Raw genomic sequence first — 15,700 nt, forward strand, 5'->3', positions numbered from 1 at the left:
TAAGCCTGTAAGTTACGCTTTTAGAAAAAACTCTTTACCGTGGCGATAGCACAAAGCCCCAATAGAACAATAGAAACTACCGTCCAAAACTGTTTTTTGCTTTGCGTTAAGTATTTGATTCCAATAGCGGTAAAAACAACCAACGCGATCAAAAAAGGAATGGTCAAAAGTTCACCTACGGCTTGTATGGCCTGACTTTTAAGCTGATAGTAATTGACCAAATACAAGAGTGAAAAATAGGCAACGATCAAAAAATTGACCACAGTAAGCCCCTTGTTGCTCAATACTTTATTCATAGAAGTTTTCTTTTTATAACCGCAGAAAACTCAAATTAGTATTTAGAATTACTTGAAAACCGCAATGAAAGATTCAAAGTCAATCAAAGAGTTGGTCCAAGCCTAAAGCCTCGGTATCCATAAAGTAAATATTCCACGGGCCGTACTCGTAATTCCCTAAATTCTCCGCTTGAGTAAAAAAGAAGTATTTGCCGTCTCTAGAAAAGCGAGGGCTGGTCTCTTCATTTTTGGTATTGAGCAGACTCAAAGGTTTTGCCTGAGTCCAACCGTCGGCACTGCGTTTGGAAACATAGAGGTCTTCCCCACCTGCTCCACCAGGCGCTCCATAGGAATTAAAGACCAGATACTGATCATCTGGACTGATCACTGCAGAATAGACCCAAGTACTGTCATTCTCAAAGAAACCATTGATCACTTCTGGCTCAGAGAATCCTTTTGCTGTCTTGGTGGTGGTATAAAGTCTGATGGCATAGTCTCCCCGCTTCATAGTAGTGTAATAGAATTGCTCACCATCATTGGTGAAGAAGAAATTATTGTTGGAGGAAGGCCAATTCTCATCCTTTACTTGTACTTCGTTGATGGGGGCCGGCAATGATGTTGGCTTACCCCAACGTCCCGATTCATCCTTGGTCATTTGCCAAATATTCATATCAAAGCCTCCTAAGTTTGGACACCCTTCAATGGGTCGCTCTGAGCCAAAATATAGCGTGTTTCCGTCTGGAGTGATGCTTACCGTTTCGTCTCTATCTGTGGAAAAATCGGCCAATACGGGGCTGCTCCACATACTGTCGTTAAAGGTGGTGACAAAAAGCTTTTGCTTCTCCCCTTCTTTACGCCTGGAAAAGTAAGCCGTGTAGCCATCGGCACTAAAGCCCAATTCAAACTCATTGAGTTCTGTAGAAACGATTCCCGGAGCGAATAACACAGGTTCATTTAAAGCGACTTTAGAATACTTCGGAAAGGGTTTGGGGCTGTCTGAATCGCATCCCAAGCAAATAAAAACAAGACATAAAAGCGGAAATACAAACTTCATAAATCAAAGATTTCCTTGAAGTTAGCGATATTTTATTCATTGTGACAAAAAAGCCTCCCTTTTACAGGAGGCTCCGGAGAGTATAATCGAAGGATTAATACTCGTCTACCTGAAGCTTTTTGACCAAATCTCCCGTTTCATCATAAAAACTCCAAGTGCCTTTGGGTTCGCCGTAGCGATCAATTTTGCCTTCCAGACAAACTTTCCCATTTCTGTAATAGTATTTCAAGCGTGAGCCTGAGTAAGAGATCAAGGTCTCTCCGCTCATATAAAAGATCTCAACATCATCTTGCTCTTCCCCGTTTCTGTACTTACCTGTTTTGTAGAAATAAGGACCTATTTCCAGATAGGGTTCCAGTTCAAAGTCTTCGTCCGTGAAATAGGGATATTCAAATTCGGAAGAGGTTTTAAAAGTCAGGCGCCATTTACCATCGCGTTCTCCTTTCTTGTAATTACCCTGCTCCTCTATGTCCCCATTTTCCATATATGAGGTATACAAACCATTGCGATCGCCGCCTTTATAACTCTCTTCCGTTCTTTTGGATCCATCCTCATAAAAAGTGGTATACGGCCCTTCTAAGGATCCGTATACATAGGTTCCTTGATGGCTCACTTGAATGGAGTTGGGAAAGAGCTGTTTGTATTCTCCGTGGCGCTTTCCGTCTACCTTGTTGACACTCCAGCTCACAGATCCGTCAGTATTTAGACCAACATCGGCGGTGGGAGTCTCTTTATAATCTAACTTTCCGTCTTCATAGTAGTAGGTTTCAAAAGGGTCTTCTTCCAGTTCCTGTCCTTTAAATACCTCTCGGTTGTACAATTCACCCTCATAGTAAGAATAGAGTTCAACCAACAAACCTCGGCTGTTGTAAACCCGCTTTTCATAAAGATCTCCATAATCGTCTTTCTCTACCCAGGTTCCGAATTTGTAAATATGTTCGTCTCCGGGGATTATAAAATAAGCACCATTCTTTCCAGGCCTGGTATCCTTTGCCACCCCAACAACACCTTTGTATATGGCACGATTTCCATCATAGCTACGGTATTCTATGATAACGTTTCTGGCATAGATAGAGCTAAAGTCACCAAAGTAACTCGTTACGGTCTCGTTGGAGTTAGACATGCTGTAGTCAACCATACGGCTGTACTGGCTATCGTCTTTATACTCGATATAGTCAATGACTTCTTCAAGGATCTCAGAGTCGCTCATTTGCCCTTTTGCTGTGAGGGCGCAAAAACACACTAGTAAATAAAATAGGATTCTCATGTTATTAATATTTACTCCAAAACTAGTGTGCGGTAGTAAGGCAAAACATACCCAGTACCGTGTATAAAAAAAGCCCCCCGTTACCGGAGGGCTTCTATTTTTAAAGAGGCTGGAAATTATTTCTTCCCGTCCATCTTGTCTTTCAACTCTTGAAGTTTAGCGTTAGCATCACCAAGGGTTGGTTTTTCAACCTGTTCTGACTGCTTCTTTTGTGCAGCGCGAACGTTCTTGGCTTCTTCTTCGCGGTGGATCACCATGTGAGAGGCAACTACACGCTTGAAGTCTTTACTAAACTCAATGATTTGGAATTCAGCTTCCTCACCTTTCTTAAGCTTGGTACCGTCTTCCTTCTCCATGTGACGCTGTGGTACAAAGGCTACGATATCTTCGTTGAAAGTAATAGTAGCTCCTTTGTCAACGATCTCAGTGATGGCAGCAGTGTGCTTGCTTCCAACTCCGAAGTCATCTTCATACTTGTCCCAAGGGTTCTCTGTAGTCTGCTTGTGACCAAGGCTTAGCTTGCGTCCTTCCACATCCAACTCCAAAACGATCACCTCTAGAGTATCACCAACATTGGTAAACTCACTTGGGTGCTTCACTTTCTTAGTCCAAGAAAGGTCAGAGATGTAAATAAGACCGTCGATTCCTTCTTCCAACTCTACGAATACACCGAAGTTAGTGAAGTTACGTACGATTCCACTGTGCTTAGATCCAACAGGATACTTAGTTGTGATATCAGTCCATGGGTCTGGAGTCAATTGCTTGATACCTAGACTCATTTTACGCTCTTCGCGATCAAGTGTCAAGATAACTGCTTCGATCTCGTCTCCAACGTTTACAAAGTCTTGCGCACTTCTCAAGTGTGTAGACCAGCTCATTTCAGAAACGTGGATCAAACCTTCAACACCTTCAGCAACTTCGATAAATGCACCGTAATCTGCGATTACAACAACTTTACCTTTTACTTTGTCACCGATCTTCACTTCTTCACCTAGTGCATCCCATGGGTGTGCGCTAAGCTGCTTCAATCCAAGTTGGATTCTTGTTTTGTTTTCGTCGAAGTCTAAGATTACCACGTTCAGCTTCTGATCCAATTCTACGATCTCGCTTGGGTGGTTGATACGAGACCAAGACAAGTCGGTAATGTGTACTAATCCATCTACACCTCCAAGGTCTACGAATACACCGTAAGATGTGATGTTCTTTACAACACCTTCCAATACTTGACCTTTCTCCAATTGAGAAATGATCTCTTTCTTTTGTTCTTCGATATCTGCTTCGATAAGCGCTTTGTGAGAAACAACTACGTTTTTGAACTCGTGGTTGATCTTAACCACTTTGAATTCCATAGTTTTTCCAACGTACATATCGTAGTCGCGGATTGGCTTCACGTCGATCTGAGAACCTGGCAAGAACGCCTCGATTCCAAATACATCAACGATCATACCTCCTTTAGTACGACACTTCACGTAACCGTTAACGATACTACCTTCGTCATGAGCTTCGTTTACACGATCCCAAGCTTTGATAGTACGTGCCTTACGGTGAGACAGGATCAATTGTCCTGTGCTGTCTTCACGCACATCGATCAATACTTCTACTTTGTCACCTACTTTTAGATCCGGGTTGTAACGGAACTCGTTTAGTGAAATAACACCTTCACTTTTTGCGTTGATGTCGATGATCGCGTCACGCTCGGTCATGTGAATAACCTCACCTTCAACTACCTCATCATCTAAGGTGTCAACAAAATTCTCAGCAACTAACTTTTCAAACTCTTCTAGTTTAGAGTCTTCGATAGGGTCGATCCCCTCTTCGTAGTTGTGCCAGTCGAATTCTTTAAGGAATTTTTCAGGGTTCTCCTGAGCTGGAGATACCGCTGGAGCCTCTTGGGCTTTTTTAGCTTCAGTAGCTTCTGCTACTACCGCTTCTTCTTTAGCTTTTTGAGCCATAAATTGAATTTATTCTTCGCCGCTTGTGCAGTCGAAAAATAAGGGTTTGTATTCTGTAGTTCTCGGGAAGCTTTACTGCGGATCAGACCGTACAGAAGTTTTCTACTTTGTTTTATTCCTTTTTGATGCTTCCATACCGCCAAAAAGGACGGCAAAAGTACACCAAATATTTTGAAAATCAAAAGTCTAGCGGTAAACAAAAGTGCGGGTATATACGCGCTCCACAGATCCTATTCGTGGACGTTCTATCTTGGTGATCCAGTTGCCTTTATCATCGTAGGTGTATTCATAAGTAAAACTGACACGACCCTTCTTGAATGCCACAACATCTCCCTGCTCGTTATAACTGTAGGTGGAGACCGTTTCCCTACCCGATGCGCTGCGTCTTGTTTCTTGAATTAATCGTCCGCTATCATCATATAAATAATCAATTACAGCATCTAAGGTGGAGCTGTCCTTATAACTCAATGCTCTGGAGATTCCATACTCCCCATAGGCCTTAATCGACTTAAAGGTCTTAAAGGTATTGGTGATCTCTCGTGTCTCGCAATGATAGGCTTGATCATCCGTTAAGTCTTGCATTTCTTGCGCTTCACAAGCGCCTATACTGTAGACAATGGTCTTCACCACATCTCCAGTATTGTTTAGATGCGTCTCTTTTTGCAGCCAAAGCCCGTTAGCATCCCACTGATAATCAATTTGAAACACATCATTTCCCTCAAAGTCAACTCTTTTGATCTGACTGAGGTTTTGATCGGCGTCATCCAAATAAGAATAACTCACACGCTGATTGTAAACAATTCCATTCACGGTATCATAGACCACTTGAGATTTGATTCGACTGTAGTCGAGTTCCAATTCATAACGCGTGATCTTCTGAATTTCAACATTACCGTCTTTGGTCTTTTTCTGTTTGACCTCCTCTACCGTAAAGGATTTGGGCTTGACTTTAAAGTCTTCCAAATAGTCCGGTTCAATTTGAGCGAATGCATTTACTGTGAATGCAGTAAAAAGGGCAGTTAAAAGGATGATGCGATAATTCATAATGTGGATTTTCACAAACATAACACAATCACATTCAAGTGTCTATTAGTCAATTGCCCTATATTTTAACAGCGGCATTGTAAGGGATTTGCCGAGGTGTAACTTCCAATTTTTAGAACTAATCCGTACTTTTAGATTCTAAACCAACCTCGTATGAAAAGAATCATCTCCCTATGTTTGTTGCTTATTAGCGGCAGCCTCTTTGCCCAGCAAGGACTTACTGAAAACAAGAAAGCAATTTTAGCATCCGTAGAAAAGCATCAGAAAAATCTCATTGAGATCTCAGACGCTATTTGGGCTAACGCCGAATTGGCCTTTCAAGAAACCAAGTCTTCCAAGATCTTGGCAGACTACGCAGAAGCTAACGGCTTTAAAGTAGAAAAGAACATTGGCGGCATGCCAACAGCCTTCATTGCTACCTATGGTAGTGGTGAACCGGTGATCAGTATTTTAGGCGAGTTTGACGCCCTTCCGGGGATATCGCAAAAAGCACAACCCACCAAAGAGCCTTTAGAAGAAGGTGCGGGTGGCCATGGCTGCGGACACAATATGTTTGGAACTGCATCTTTGGGAGCAGCAATTGCCATTAAGGAACTGATGGAAGCTGGCAAGATCACCGGAACGGTAAAATTCATGGGGACCCCTGCTGAAGAAAAGTTCTTTGGTAAACTTTGGATGATAGAAGCTGGAGCGTGGGAAGGCGTTGATGTGAACATCAGCTGGCACCCCAGTGCTAAAACGGAGGCAGATGTACAGAGTTCATTGGCCTTAGTAGATTTTATGGTGGAGTTTTACGGACAAGCGGCCCACGCAGCTGCTGACCCTTGGAATGGCCGTTCGGCCTCTGATGCCTTAGAGCTCTACACTCAAGGGATCAATTACTACAGAGAGCACGTACGCCCTACGGTGCGTATGCACTATCATATTCAAGACGGCGGACAAGTAGTAAATGTGGTTCCCGATTATTCCAGACTTTGGGTACGGGTAAGAAATTCAGACCGTGCGGGAATGATGCCAGTTTACGAACAAGTCATGAAAATGGCAGAAGGTGCTGCTATCATGGCGAATGTGGAATACAAGGTTTCCCTCATCTCTGGTATTCACGAGGTCTTGGTGAATCGTACTGGAGGAGCCATCATGCAAAAGAACTTAGAGCTTTTGGGCCCTATTGAATACACCGATGAAGAAATTGCCTTTGGAAAGAAGATTCAAGAACTGACCGGCAAGCCTCAAGTAGGAATGGACAGCAGTATTAGTCCACTTTTGGATACGCGTGAGAATCCAGGAGGAGGTTCTACAGACGTGGGCGATGTAAGCTGGAACGTAGCCAACATCAACTTGGGCGTAACTGTTGCGCCTAAGGACACTCCTTGGCACAGTTGGGCTGTAGTAGCCTGCGGCGGAATGAGCATTGGGCATAAAGGAATGTTGCAAGCCACTCGCGCTATGGCCATGACCATGGTAGATCTATTTGAAGATCCGGAGAAAGTAAAAGAAGTTAAAGCAGAATTCGTAGAGCGTAAAGGCGACTACGAGTACAAAGCACTTATTCCAGACGGACCACCACCAATTGGGCAGAACTAAACCCGTCCCGCAATTCGGTCTTTGACCAATTGCAAAATAGTGTGGAACTGATCTTCTAGGTTGGTTTCTGTATTGTCGATCTCAATGGCGTCTGCCGCTTTAACCAGTGGAGAGTCTGCTCTTGTGGTATCTATACGATCGCGCTCGGTGACGTTCTCATAGACCTCGTCATAAGTAATATTATCACCTCGATTTTTAAGTTCTAAGTAGCGGCGTTTAGCACGCTCCGCAGCATCTGCGGTCATAAAGATCTTCAGCTCGGCATTCGGGAATACCACGGTCCCAATATCGCGACCGTCCATGACAATTCCACCTTCCTTGCCCATTTGATGCTGAATAGCGACTAACTTTTTACGCACCTCAGGAATGGCCGCTACAGGGCTGACGTGCTCAGAGACTTCAAGGGTTCGAATCGTGCTCCCAACTCTTTCACCGTTGAGCAAAACTTGAGAAGTGCCTGAATCAGAATCATAAGAGAAAGCAACCTCTATTTGAGGTAAGGCAGCAATTAAGGCTTCTTTGTTGAGATCCTCGCCTTTAATTATTCCCTCATTTAAGGCATAAAGGGTAATGGAACGGTACATGGCTCCGGTGTCCACGTAGATATAACCGAGGTAATCTGCCAATTGCTTGGCGACTGTAGATTTTCCGGTAGAAGAATAGCCGTCTATGGCTATAGTAATTTTGCGCATTAGCGATTCAGATCTATGTTCAGACCAAAGAAACTGGCGTTAGCAGCAGCACTGTACTGCGAATAGCTGTAACTGAGTCTGATCTTGTTGAGTTTTATCCCGAAACCAGCACTGAGGCCGGCAAAAGCTCGTTGCTCTAAAATACGAAGTTCTTCGGCTCTGCGCACGTTGTATCCCAAACGAATGTTGAATCCGCTTTCTGGGAAGAGTTCCAGACCAAAGATCATGTGGCGAATGGCGTTGTCAAAAAAGTTGATGTTTTCGGTAACCACGCCACCTTCTAAGTCTGTAATGGAACGGTTCGGGTTTTCAAAGGCAATGTTCCAAACCTGCATGTTCTCCAAGGTAAAATGCCAGCGAATCGGAATGTTCTGTAGGGTTTGAGAAATACCAAAGATCAGCTCAAAGGGCAAAGGCTCATAGACCTCATTAAAAGGCGTGAACTGCGTTCCTATATTCCGTGCCACAGCAGAGATGTGCAGATCCCAAGGCTCATAGACGTACATGATCGCCAGATCTATGGCACCACCAAAGGAGCTGTACTGTTCTAGCTTGGAAGAGATGAGCTTGACGTTTGCACCAACGTGAAAATCCGTATAAGGGATGTTTCTAGCATAACCTGCGGAAAGGGCAACTTCTCCTCCACTAAAACTGTTGGTTGGGTTTCCTGCCTCATCAAAACCATCAAATTGTCCGTAGTTGATGTAGGTCACCCCAGCGTGTAAAACTTGGGTGCGTCTGTCCCAGAGATAGGCATAAGAAGCCGTTCCATAGTTTACGTCCGCAAAATAGTTGACGTAATTGATCTGCAGTTGATTGTCCATCTCTGGATTGATCGATGCAGGATTGTAGAGTCCCTGCGATGGATCCCAGTCGTAATTGGTGATCACTTTTCCACCCAAAGCTGCCTGCCGCGGAGAGTTCACCAAATTGAGAAACTGATAGGTGTATCGGCCTCCAATCTGAGCGCTCGCGGTAGCACTGGCAATCAACAGGAATAGGACAGCAATTTTTTTGGACATGGATTGGATAAACCGGTTATTCCATTAACGATTGCAAGTATAATTTATTTTTGAGCTAGAAAAAAACGAATGGCCTGCAATCTGGGCGATTCCACCGATTTAGCCTTAGAGCTTTTTAGCCTTTGCTACTTTTTGCTTTAAGAGGGCTGCATCGATCACCTCACCCATGTCTTTGACGTAGTGAAAAGTCACCCCTTTCAAGTACTGCGGATTGATCTCTTCCACATCGCGTTTATTGTCCTCACAAAGAATGATCTCCTTGATACGTGCACGCTTGGCCGCCAAGATCTTTTCTTTAATCCCTCCTACTGGTAAAACTTTACCGCGAAGGGTAATCTCTCCGGTCATGGCCAGTGACTGCTTCACTTTGCGTTGGGTAAATAAAGACACCAAAGAAGTCAGCATGGTAATTCCTGCGCTTGGCCCGTCTTTAGGTGTAGCCCCTTCTGGCACGTGAATGTGTACATTGTATTTATCAAAGATATCGTCAGCAATACCGAGGTCCGTAGCATTGGATTTGATGAACTCCATGGCAATGGTAGCTGATTCCTTCATCACCTTTCCGAGGTTTCCTGTAATGCTCAAGTTGCCTTTACCTTTAGACAAAGTGGATTCAATAAAGAGAATATCCCCACCTACGCGCGTCCAAGCCAATCCAGTGACTACACCAGCAACTTTGTTGTTTTCGTATTTGTCACGTTCCAGCTTAGGAATGCCCAATACATCTACCACGGTCTGCTTGTCTGCTTTTACCTTGTAGTCTTGCTCCATGGCAATATTCATGGCAGCATAACGCACCATTTTAGCGATCTGTTTCTCCAAACCACGTACTCCAGATTCACGGGTATAGCCTTCCACAATCTGTTCCAATTGTGGCTTGCCTACTTTTAAGTGTTTGGACTCCAAACCGTGCTCCTCCAATTGTTTAGGCAGCAGGTGTTTTTTGGCGATCTCTACCTTTTCCTCTATGGTATAACCACTAACGTTGATGATCTCCATACGATCTCGTAGTGCAGGCTGAATAGGCCCTAGACTGTTCGCCGTAGCAATGAACATCACTTTGGAAAGGTCAAAGCCCATCTCTAGGAAATTATCATAAAAGGCCGAATTCTGCTCAGGATCGAGTACCTCTAGCAAGGCAGAAGACGGATCTCCCTGATGTCCTGCTGCGAGTTTGTCGATCTCATCCAATACAAAAACTGGATTGGAAGTTCCTGCCTTTTTAATGTTTTGAATGATACGTCCCGGCATGGCTCCGATATAGGTCTTGCGGTGACCGCGGATCTCTGCCTCATCGCGCAATCCGCCTAGCGAGATACGCACGTATTCACGCCCTAAGGCTTCTGCAACAGATTTCCCCAAAGAGGTCTTCCCGACCCCCGGAGGGCCGTGTAAACACAAAATAGGCGATTTCATATCGTTGCGCAGTTTTAGAACCGCTAGGTATTCAATGATGCGTTTTTTAACGTCGTCCAAACCGTAATGATCTCGGTCTAAAATGCGCTGAGCACGTTTAAGGTCGAATTTATCTTTAGAGAATTCATTCCAAGGCAACTCCAAAAAGAGGTCCAAATAATTACGCTGAATAGAATACTCCGCAACCTGAGGATTCATGCGTTGCATTTTGGCCAATTCCTTGTCAAAATGTTCCGCAACTTTCTCGTCCCATTTTTTAGTTTTGGCCTTTTCGCGCATATTGCTGATCTCTTCTTCTGTAGAGCTTCCACCCAATTCCTCTTGAATGGTCTTGATCTGCTGTTGCAAGAAGTATTCGCGTTGCTGCTGATTGAGATCACTCTGCACCTTGTTCTGGATGTCGTTGCGCAAACTCAGGCGCATCATCTCCTCATTGAGGTACTTGAGTGTAGCCAAGGCGCGCTCTTTGAGGTTATCGATCTCTAAAAGCTTTTGCTTGTCCTTTACCGGAACATTGAGGTTGGAACACACAAAGTTGATCAGAAACGAACTGCTCTCAATATTCTTGATGGCAAAAGAAGCCTCGCTAGGCAGGTTTGGGCTGTCTTTAATGATGTCCAACGCCAAATCCTTAATGGATTCAATAATGGCCAAGAACTCGCTATCGCCTTTTTCTGGTCTGGATTCACCAACCTCTTGAATAGTGGCTTGCATATAAGGATCTTCTTGAACCACTTCTTTGATCTGAAAGCGCTTCTTTCCTTGGATGATCACGGTGATGTTCCCATCGGGCATTTTTAAAACGCGTAAGATGCGCGCTACAGTACCCTGCTGATGGATATCCGCCGCAGTTGGATCTTCTACAGATTCATCCTTTTGCGCCACCACTCCAACTACTTTACTGCCTTTATTGGCCGTATTGAGTAGTTTGATGGATTTATCCCTTCCTGCTGTGATTGGAATAACTACTCCGGGGAAAAGTACTGTGTTGCGCAAGGATAAAATGGGCAAAGCATCTGGCAAGGCTTCTTTATTCATGGCCTCCTCATCCTCGGGAGTCAATAAGGGGATCAATTCAGCTTCATCACTGAAATCATCCAATGACAAACTGTCTATATTTACAAATCGATTCTTCGACATAGTGTATTTTAAGTCATATTGTCACCCAACTGCTATGGTGGGTGTCTTTTTTAAAGCAATTACCGATGGGCTTTCATCACTCAAGGCCCTTTAATTGGGCTTTCTAGGCTACATCAGCTGCTACAATAAGTCAATTAATATGCCAATTCAGAAAAATTTTGTCGTAAACTGTAACATCAAAGCCGCTAGGCCTTCTTTACCATAAACAATAGTTTTTCTTGGCACTAACCCAACCAAATACTGATCAACCCATTGAAGCCCTATTGGGTCTTTGTAGAGACGGTAACCAACTGGCGCAATTGGAGGTCTACAACCGTTACCAAAAGGCCATGTACAACACGGCCGTTAGAATTGTAAAGGATTCCATGGAGGCCGAAGACGTTATGCAGGAATCTTTTATAGCAGCCTTTAACAAGCTAGACACGTTTAAGGGCGATGCCAGCTTCGGGTCTTGGTTGAAGCGTATTGTGGTAAACAACAGTATTGCCAAATACAAGAAGAACAAACGTTTTACAGACCTATCGGTAGATCAACTGCCGGAAGAAGCAGAAGAGTCGAGCTCCTTGACAGAAGCCGATTATTCTCAGGTCAAAGTAGCAGCGGTCATGGAAGGCATGAACGCTTTGAAGGACAATTACAGACAGGTACTAAGTCTGCATCTTATAGAAGGATACGACCATGAAGAGATCTGTGAGATCATGAAAATTAGTTACGGCAACTGCCGCACGATGATCTCCAGAGCGAAAGAAAGTTTAAGAAAGAAGTTAAGCGTATGAACCAAAATGACAATATAGAAGCACTCTTTAAGCGCTTGGAAGGTGAATTCGACACCAAGAATGCGCCTCAAGGACACAACGCTCGTTTTATGCAGCGCCTCAACAAGGAGCAACCCATGAGCAGCGGGAAGCCAAAGATCGCTTATTGGAAGATCGTTTCGGCCTTTGCAGCCGTGATCACCCTAGCCTTTTTATTGACGGGAGTTTTTAACCCGGCAGCTCAAGAAACCAGCGGTTTGGCTAGTGTTTCTCCAGAGATGGCTCAGACTCAGGAATTCTTTAATACTGCGATCAACTCAGAATTGGAACGCCTGAACAGTTTTGAATCCGAAGCAGCTAAACAGCTCGTCAATGACGCCATGCTTCAGATGGAAAACCTTGAACAGGAATACCAACAACTGATTGTTGACTTGGAAGAAAGCGGAAACGACAAACGCGTGATCCACGCCATGATAAGCAATTTCCAGAATCGTATCGATCTATTACAACACGTAATTTCAACCATAGAAGGAATCGAACTAATAAATCAATCCAACACTGATGAAAGCATTATTTAAATCCCTAATGATATTGATGCTCCTGCCCTCGCTTGCCGTGGCTGGAGACAACGACAAATTCAAAGGTCGTTACACCAAAGAAAAGACCTTGAATCAAGAGTACACGGTTAATGCCAATGCCGGACTGCTTATAAACAACACTTATGGAAACCTAGATATAGTTACCTGGGATCAAAACAGAACCATTATTGAGGTGACCATTAGAACCAATGGAAACGATGAAGACAAGGTTCAAAAACGCTTGGACCAGATCACTGTAGATTTTTCCGGAAACGGATCCTTAGTGACGGCAAAGACCAAGATCGGTAACGGCGGACGCTCTTGGAATTGGTGGAACAACAAAAACAACGGCGTTTCTATAGAAGTAAACTACGTGGTGAAAGTTCCTGTGACCAATTCCCTGGACCTAGGCAATGATTATGGCGCCATTACCCTCAATGAGAGTGACGGAAACGTAAAGATCTCCTGTGACTATGGACAGCTCAATATTGGCCGTCTCAACGCAGCGAACAACCTATTGAACTTTGACTACACCAATAATTCATCTATTGCCTATATGAAAAGTGGACGCATCAATGCGGACTACAGCGGCTTTAGTTTGGATGAAGTGGAGTATTTAGAACTCAACGCAGACTATACCAAAAGTACCATTCAAAATGTTGGGGAACTCAACTACAGCTGTGACTACGGGAAGCTCAACGTGGGCGACGTAAAAACAGTGATCGGCAATGGAGACTATATCCCAGCGAGCTTTGAGACACTTTCGGGCGATTTGAACATCAACTCCGATTACGGATCGATCAGCGTAGATCGCATGACGCCATCGGCAGGAAATGTGACTATTAAATCTTCTTACGCGGGAATCCGATTGGGTTATGACGCTGGATACAACTTTGACTTTATTGTAAACCTGTCTTACGCCAGTTTAAGCGGTAAGGACGATCTCAACGTGAGCATGGAGTCTAAGGACGGCAGCCGCAAGAGTTACCAAGGAAATCACGGTAGCGCCAATTCTGGCAACACCATCAATATACGCTCCTCTTATGGCGGAGTGACCATGAAAAAGAAATAATCAATCATCAAAATCAGAAGACATGAAAACCACAATCAAATTGTTAAGCGTGCTGTTTATCCTTTCAGCACTCCCGGCTCAAGCCCAATGGGGAAGCAAAAAAGTAAAAGGAAACGGTAATGTAACCACCGAGACCGTTTCTACAGGAGACTATGACGTTGTTGCCGCAGTAGGCCCTATGGATGTTTATCTAGTTAGCGGAACTGAAGGAACCATTAGCGTAGAGGCTGACAGCAACTTCCACGAGTATATTGAGATCGAGACCAACGGAGATCAATTGGTTGTTAAGATCAAAAAGAACTACAACTTAAAGTCTAAGAACCCTATTAAAGTAACTGTTCCTTTTGAGGATCTAAGCGGAGTAAAACTGACAGGATCTGGGGATGTTATGACGCGCGATGCTATTAGCGCAGACAACTTCAATGCAGCGGTAACGGGATCTGGAGATGTGAGTTTAGAGGTAAATGCAGACAATGCTAGCTTTAAGATCACTGGATCTGGAGATATGCGATTAAAAGGTAGCGCAGATATGGCCACCTTAAAGATCAGCGGAAGCGGTGACTTTGACGGAAAAATGTTCCGCACCCAGAATGCAGAGGTTTCTATCTCTGGATCTGGAGATGCCACAGTTTTTGCTGAGGGGAACTTAAAAGCACGTGTTAACGGCTCAGGAGATATTACGTACGGAGGCAATCCGAATGTAGACAAGAAAGTATCAGGATCTGGAACAATCAGTTCCAGAAACTAGGTTTCATTCATCAACTAACAAAAAAGCCACGCTTGATCAGCGTGGCTTTTTTTATGCGTAAATAGTTTTCTTTTACAACGGCATCACATCAAACTCTCCATTGGTGACTTCAATGGTCGGTGCTGCCGGATCCACAAAGTTTTGTAGGATCAACTCAAAGGTTCCAATATAGCGTCCATCTGCAGTGATCTCAGTGATGGTAAAGGTTCCTCCAGATTGAGATCCGAATACCACAGAAGGATCGGCTGCGTCTGGGTTGTAAGTCATAATCGTTGCGCCTGGTGAAGGCAGACTTTCAAACTCATAAGTACCTGGAGTGAGCGCCAAGTTGAATTGCAAACCGAGAACTTGATTGGTCGTATCGTTGATTCCAGAAATAGTTATTACGGTCTCTCCAGCCGCCTCAACAGTACTCACTAAAATAGTGGTAGCACCGAGCTCTGTCCCGTCTAGATCTGCTTTAAAGATATTGTCATCAGTTCCTCCAAGATCTCCCGTGTAGAAAACATCAGAAAACATTCCCTCTGTAATTTCTACAAACTCTTCCACGATCTCACCAGCATCGTTAAATACTTCGCGCTTTGCTGTAAAGCTAAAGGTTCCGCTGGTTTGTCCTGCAGTTAGATCAAGCTCTGTAATATTTATCACTCCTGGACTGTCTGCTTCACCTACAGAAATATAGGCTGATTCATCCGGATCGTCATCATCAAAAGCTGGGTCATAAGCGCCTCCAACGGTAGGTCCAGTTCCAAAATTGAAAGGAATCTCTCCTAAAGTTGGACTCTCAACAGTGATCAAGATCTCATCACCAGTGGTATTGTCACGCGCTGCAATTGCATAAGTTCCTATAGAGATCCCTGCAGAAACATTCGTTCCGCTGGCAAAAAAATCCGCGCCATCAACTTTGGCACTAAAGGTTCCGCCAGTAGGGTCGGGGTCTGTGGTATCTCCTCCTCCATCTCCGTCAGTATCTCCACCGTCCATGGTGGTATCGTCAGTTACAAATTCTCCCTCTAAAGGTTCGTTATCACAAGCAAAGATGCAAAGGCAAATGGCCAAAATTGGCAGTATTTTCTTAATCATAGTAGGTTGATTTATTTG

General features: G+C 44.1%; 14 protein-coding genes. 5 read left to right on the forward strand and 9 right to left on the reverse strand.

Annotated features, from left to right (window positions below; genetic code table 11):
* Positions 1–20: 20 nt before the first annotated feature.
* From POW22_RS06970 to POW22_RS06990, 5 genes are all read right to left on the reverse strand, one after another.
* Positions 21–296, reverse strand: coding sequence for a hypothetical protein (locus POW22_RS06970; RefSeq protein ID WP_272831912.1), 276 nt, complete (start codon positions 294–296; stop codon positions 21–23).
* A 79-nt stretch (positions 297–375) separates the two neighbouring features.
* Entirely contained in the window at positions 376–1,329 is a 954-nt protein-coding gene (locus POW22_RS06975; protein ID WP_272831913.1) for a TolB-like translocation protein, read from the reverse strand.
* 94 nt (positions 1,330–1,423) lie between these two features.
* On the reverse strand, positions 1,424–2,596 hold the full coding sequence (locus POW22_RS06980) for a toxin-antitoxin system YwqK family antitoxin (protein ID WP_272831914.1): 1,173 nt from the start codon (positions 2,594–2,596) through the stop codon (positions 1,424–1,426).
* A gap of 116 nt (positions 2,597–2,712) precedes the next feature.
* Positions 2,713–4,548 (reverse strand): 30S ribosomal protein S1, encoded by a 1,836-nt coding sequence (gene rpsA / locus POW22_RS06985; RefSeq protein WP_272831915.1) that lies wholly within the window; start codon positions 4,546–4,548, stop codon positions 2,713–2,715.
* Between the two features lie 186 nt (positions 4,549–4,734).
* The gene (locus POW22_RS06990; protein ID WP_272831916.1) at positions 4,735–5,592 is read right to left on the reverse strand and encodes a hypothetical protein; all 858 of its coding nucleotides are present in this window, start codon (positions 5,590–5,592) and stop codon (positions 4,735–4,737) included.
* Between the two features lie 153 nt (positions 5,593–5,745).
* Here POW22_RS06990 and POW22_RS06995 point away from each other — a divergent pair, with 153 nt between their 5' ends.
* On the forward strand, positions 5,746–7,176 hold the full coding sequence (locus POW22_RS06995) for an amidohydrolase (RefSeq protein ID WP_272831917.1): 1,431 nt from the start codon (positions 5,746–5,748) through the stop codon (positions 7,174–7,176).
* On the opposite strand, the gene cmk is transcribed toward POW22_RS06995, so the two are convergent.
* The 3 genes from cmk to lon all read right to left on the reverse strand — a co-directional run bounded on the left by cmk (position 7,173) and on the right by lon (position 11,446).
* The gene (gene cmk / locus POW22_RS07000; RefSeq protein WP_272831918.1) at positions 7,173–7,868 is read right to left on the reverse strand and encodes a (d)CMP kinase; all 696 of its coding nucleotides are present in this window, start codon (positions 7,866–7,868) and stop codon (positions 7,173–7,175) included. The two genes, POW22_RS06995 and cmk, sit on opposite strands and share 4 nt — an antisense overlap.
* The gene (porQ, locus tag POW22_RS07005) at positions 7,868–8,890 is read right to left on the reverse strand and encodes a type IX secretion system protein PorQ (RefSeq protein WP_272831919.1); all 1,023 of its coding nucleotides are present in this window, start codon (positions 8,888–8,890) and stop codon (positions 7,868–7,870) included. Before porQ ends, cmk begins: the two co-directional genes overlap by 1 nt.
* A 105-nt stretch (positions 8,891–8,995) precedes the next feature.
* Positions 8,996–11,446, reverse strand: a complete 2,451-nt coding sequence (gene lon / locus POW22_RS07010; RefSeq protein WP_272831920.1) for an endopeptidase La — start codon at positions 11,444–11,446, stop codon at positions 8,996–8,998.
* Between the two features lie 218 nt (positions 11,447–11,664).
* Here lon and POW22_RS07015 point away from each other — a divergent pair, with 218 nt between their 5' ends.
* The 4 genes from POW22_RS07015 to POW22_RS07030 are packed head-to-tail and all read left to right on the forward strand — an operon-like array spanning position 11,665 to position 14,599.
* Positions 11,665–12,222, forward strand: a complete 558-nt coding sequence (locus POW22_RS07015) for an RNA polymerase sigma factor (RefSeq protein ID WP_272831921.1) — start codon at positions 11,665–11,667, stop codon at positions 12,220–12,222.
* Positions 12,219–12,779, forward strand: a complete 561-nt coding sequence (locus POW22_RS07020; protein ID WP_272831922.1) for a hypothetical protein — start codon at positions 12,219–12,221, stop codon at positions 12,777–12,779. Before POW22_RS07015 ends, POW22_RS07020 begins: the two co-directional genes overlap by 4 nt.
* Positions 12,763–13,851 carry a DUF4097 family beta strand repeat-containing protein gene (locus POW22_RS07025; RefSeq protein ID WP_272831923.1) on the forward strand — a complete coding sequence of 363 codons (1,089 nt, stop codon included), beginning with the start codon at positions 12,763–12,765 and terminating at the stop codon, positions 13,849–13,851. The genes POW22_RS07020 and POW22_RS07025 overlap by 17 nt, the downstream gene beginning before the upstream one ends.
* A 22-nt stretch (positions 13,852–13,873) precedes the next feature.
* The gene (locus tag POW22_RS07030; protein ID WP_272831924.1) at positions 13,874–14,599 is read left to right on the forward strand and encodes a head GIN domain-containing protein; all 726 of its coding nucleotides are present in this window, start codon (positions 13,874–13,876) and stop codon (positions 14,597–14,599) included.
* A gap of 72 nt (positions 14,600–14,671) precedes the next feature.
* Here the strand turns inward: POW22_RS07030 and POW22_RS07035 are convergent, their stop codons facing one another.
* Positions 14,672–15,682, reverse strand: a complete 1,011-nt coding sequence (locus tag POW22_RS07035; RefSeq protein WP_272831925.1) for a DUF6252 domain-containing protein — start codon at positions 15,680–15,682, stop codon at positions 14,672–14,674.
* Positions 15,683–15,700: the final 18 nt, after the last annotated feature.

This window comes from Gilvibacter sediminis, from assembly GCF_028561565.1.
Taxonomy (GTDB): domain Bacteria; phylum Bacteroidota; class Bacteroidia; order Flavobacteriales; family Flavobacteriaceae; genus Gilvibacter; species Gilvibacter sediminis.

Coding starts and splice junctions, on each gene's coding strand:
- POW22_RS07025 (WP_272831923.1), top strand. CDS start 12,763: ATGAAAGCATTATTTAAATCCCTAATGATATTGATGCTCCTGCCCTCG.
- POW22_RS06990 (WP_272831916.1), bottom strand. CDS start 5,592: ATGAATTATCGCATCATCCTTTTAACTGCCCTTTTTACTGCATTCACA.
- POW22_RS06975 (WP_272831913.1), bottom strand. CDS start 1,329: ATGAAGTTTGTATTTCCGCTTTTATGTCTTGTTTTTATTTGCTTGGGA.
- porQ (WP_272831919.1), bottom strand. CDS start 8,890: ATGTCCAAAAAAATTGCTGTCCTATTCCTGTTGATTGCCAGTGCTACC.
- POW22_RS07030 (WP_272831924.1), top strand. CDS start 13,874: ATGAAAACCACAATCAAATTGTTAAGCGTGCTGTTTATCCTTTCAGCA.
- POW22_RS07035 (WP_272831925.1), bottom strand. CDS start 15,682: ATGATTAAGAAAATACTGCCAATTTTGGCCATTTGCCTTTGCATCTTT.
- lon (WP_272831920.1), bottom strand. CDS start 11,446: ATGTCGAAGAATCGATTTGTAAATATAGACAGTTTGTCATTGGATGAT.
- POW22_RS07020 (WP_272831922.1), top strand. CDS start 12,219: ATGAACCAAAATGACAATATAGAAGCACTCTTTAAGCGCTTGGAAGGT.
- POW22_RS06995 (WP_272831917.1), top strand. CDS start 5,746: ATGAAAAGAATCATCTCCCTATGTTTGTTGCTTATTAGCGGCAGCCTC.
- rpsA (WP_272831915.1), bottom strand. CDS start 4,548: ATGGCTCAAAAAGCTAAAGAAGAAGCGGTAGTAGCAGAAGCTACTGAA.
- cmk (WP_272831918.1), bottom strand. CDS start 7,868: ATGCGCAAAATTACTATAGCCATAGACGGCTATTCTTCTACCGGAAAA.
- POW22_RS06980 (WP_272831914.1), bottom strand. CDS start 2,596: ATGAGAATCCTATTTTATTTACTAGTGTGTTTTTGCGCCCTCACAGCA.
- POW22_RS06970 (WP_272831912.1), bottom strand. CDS start 296: ATGAATAAAGTATTGAGCAACAAGGGGCTTACTGTGGTCAATTTTTTG.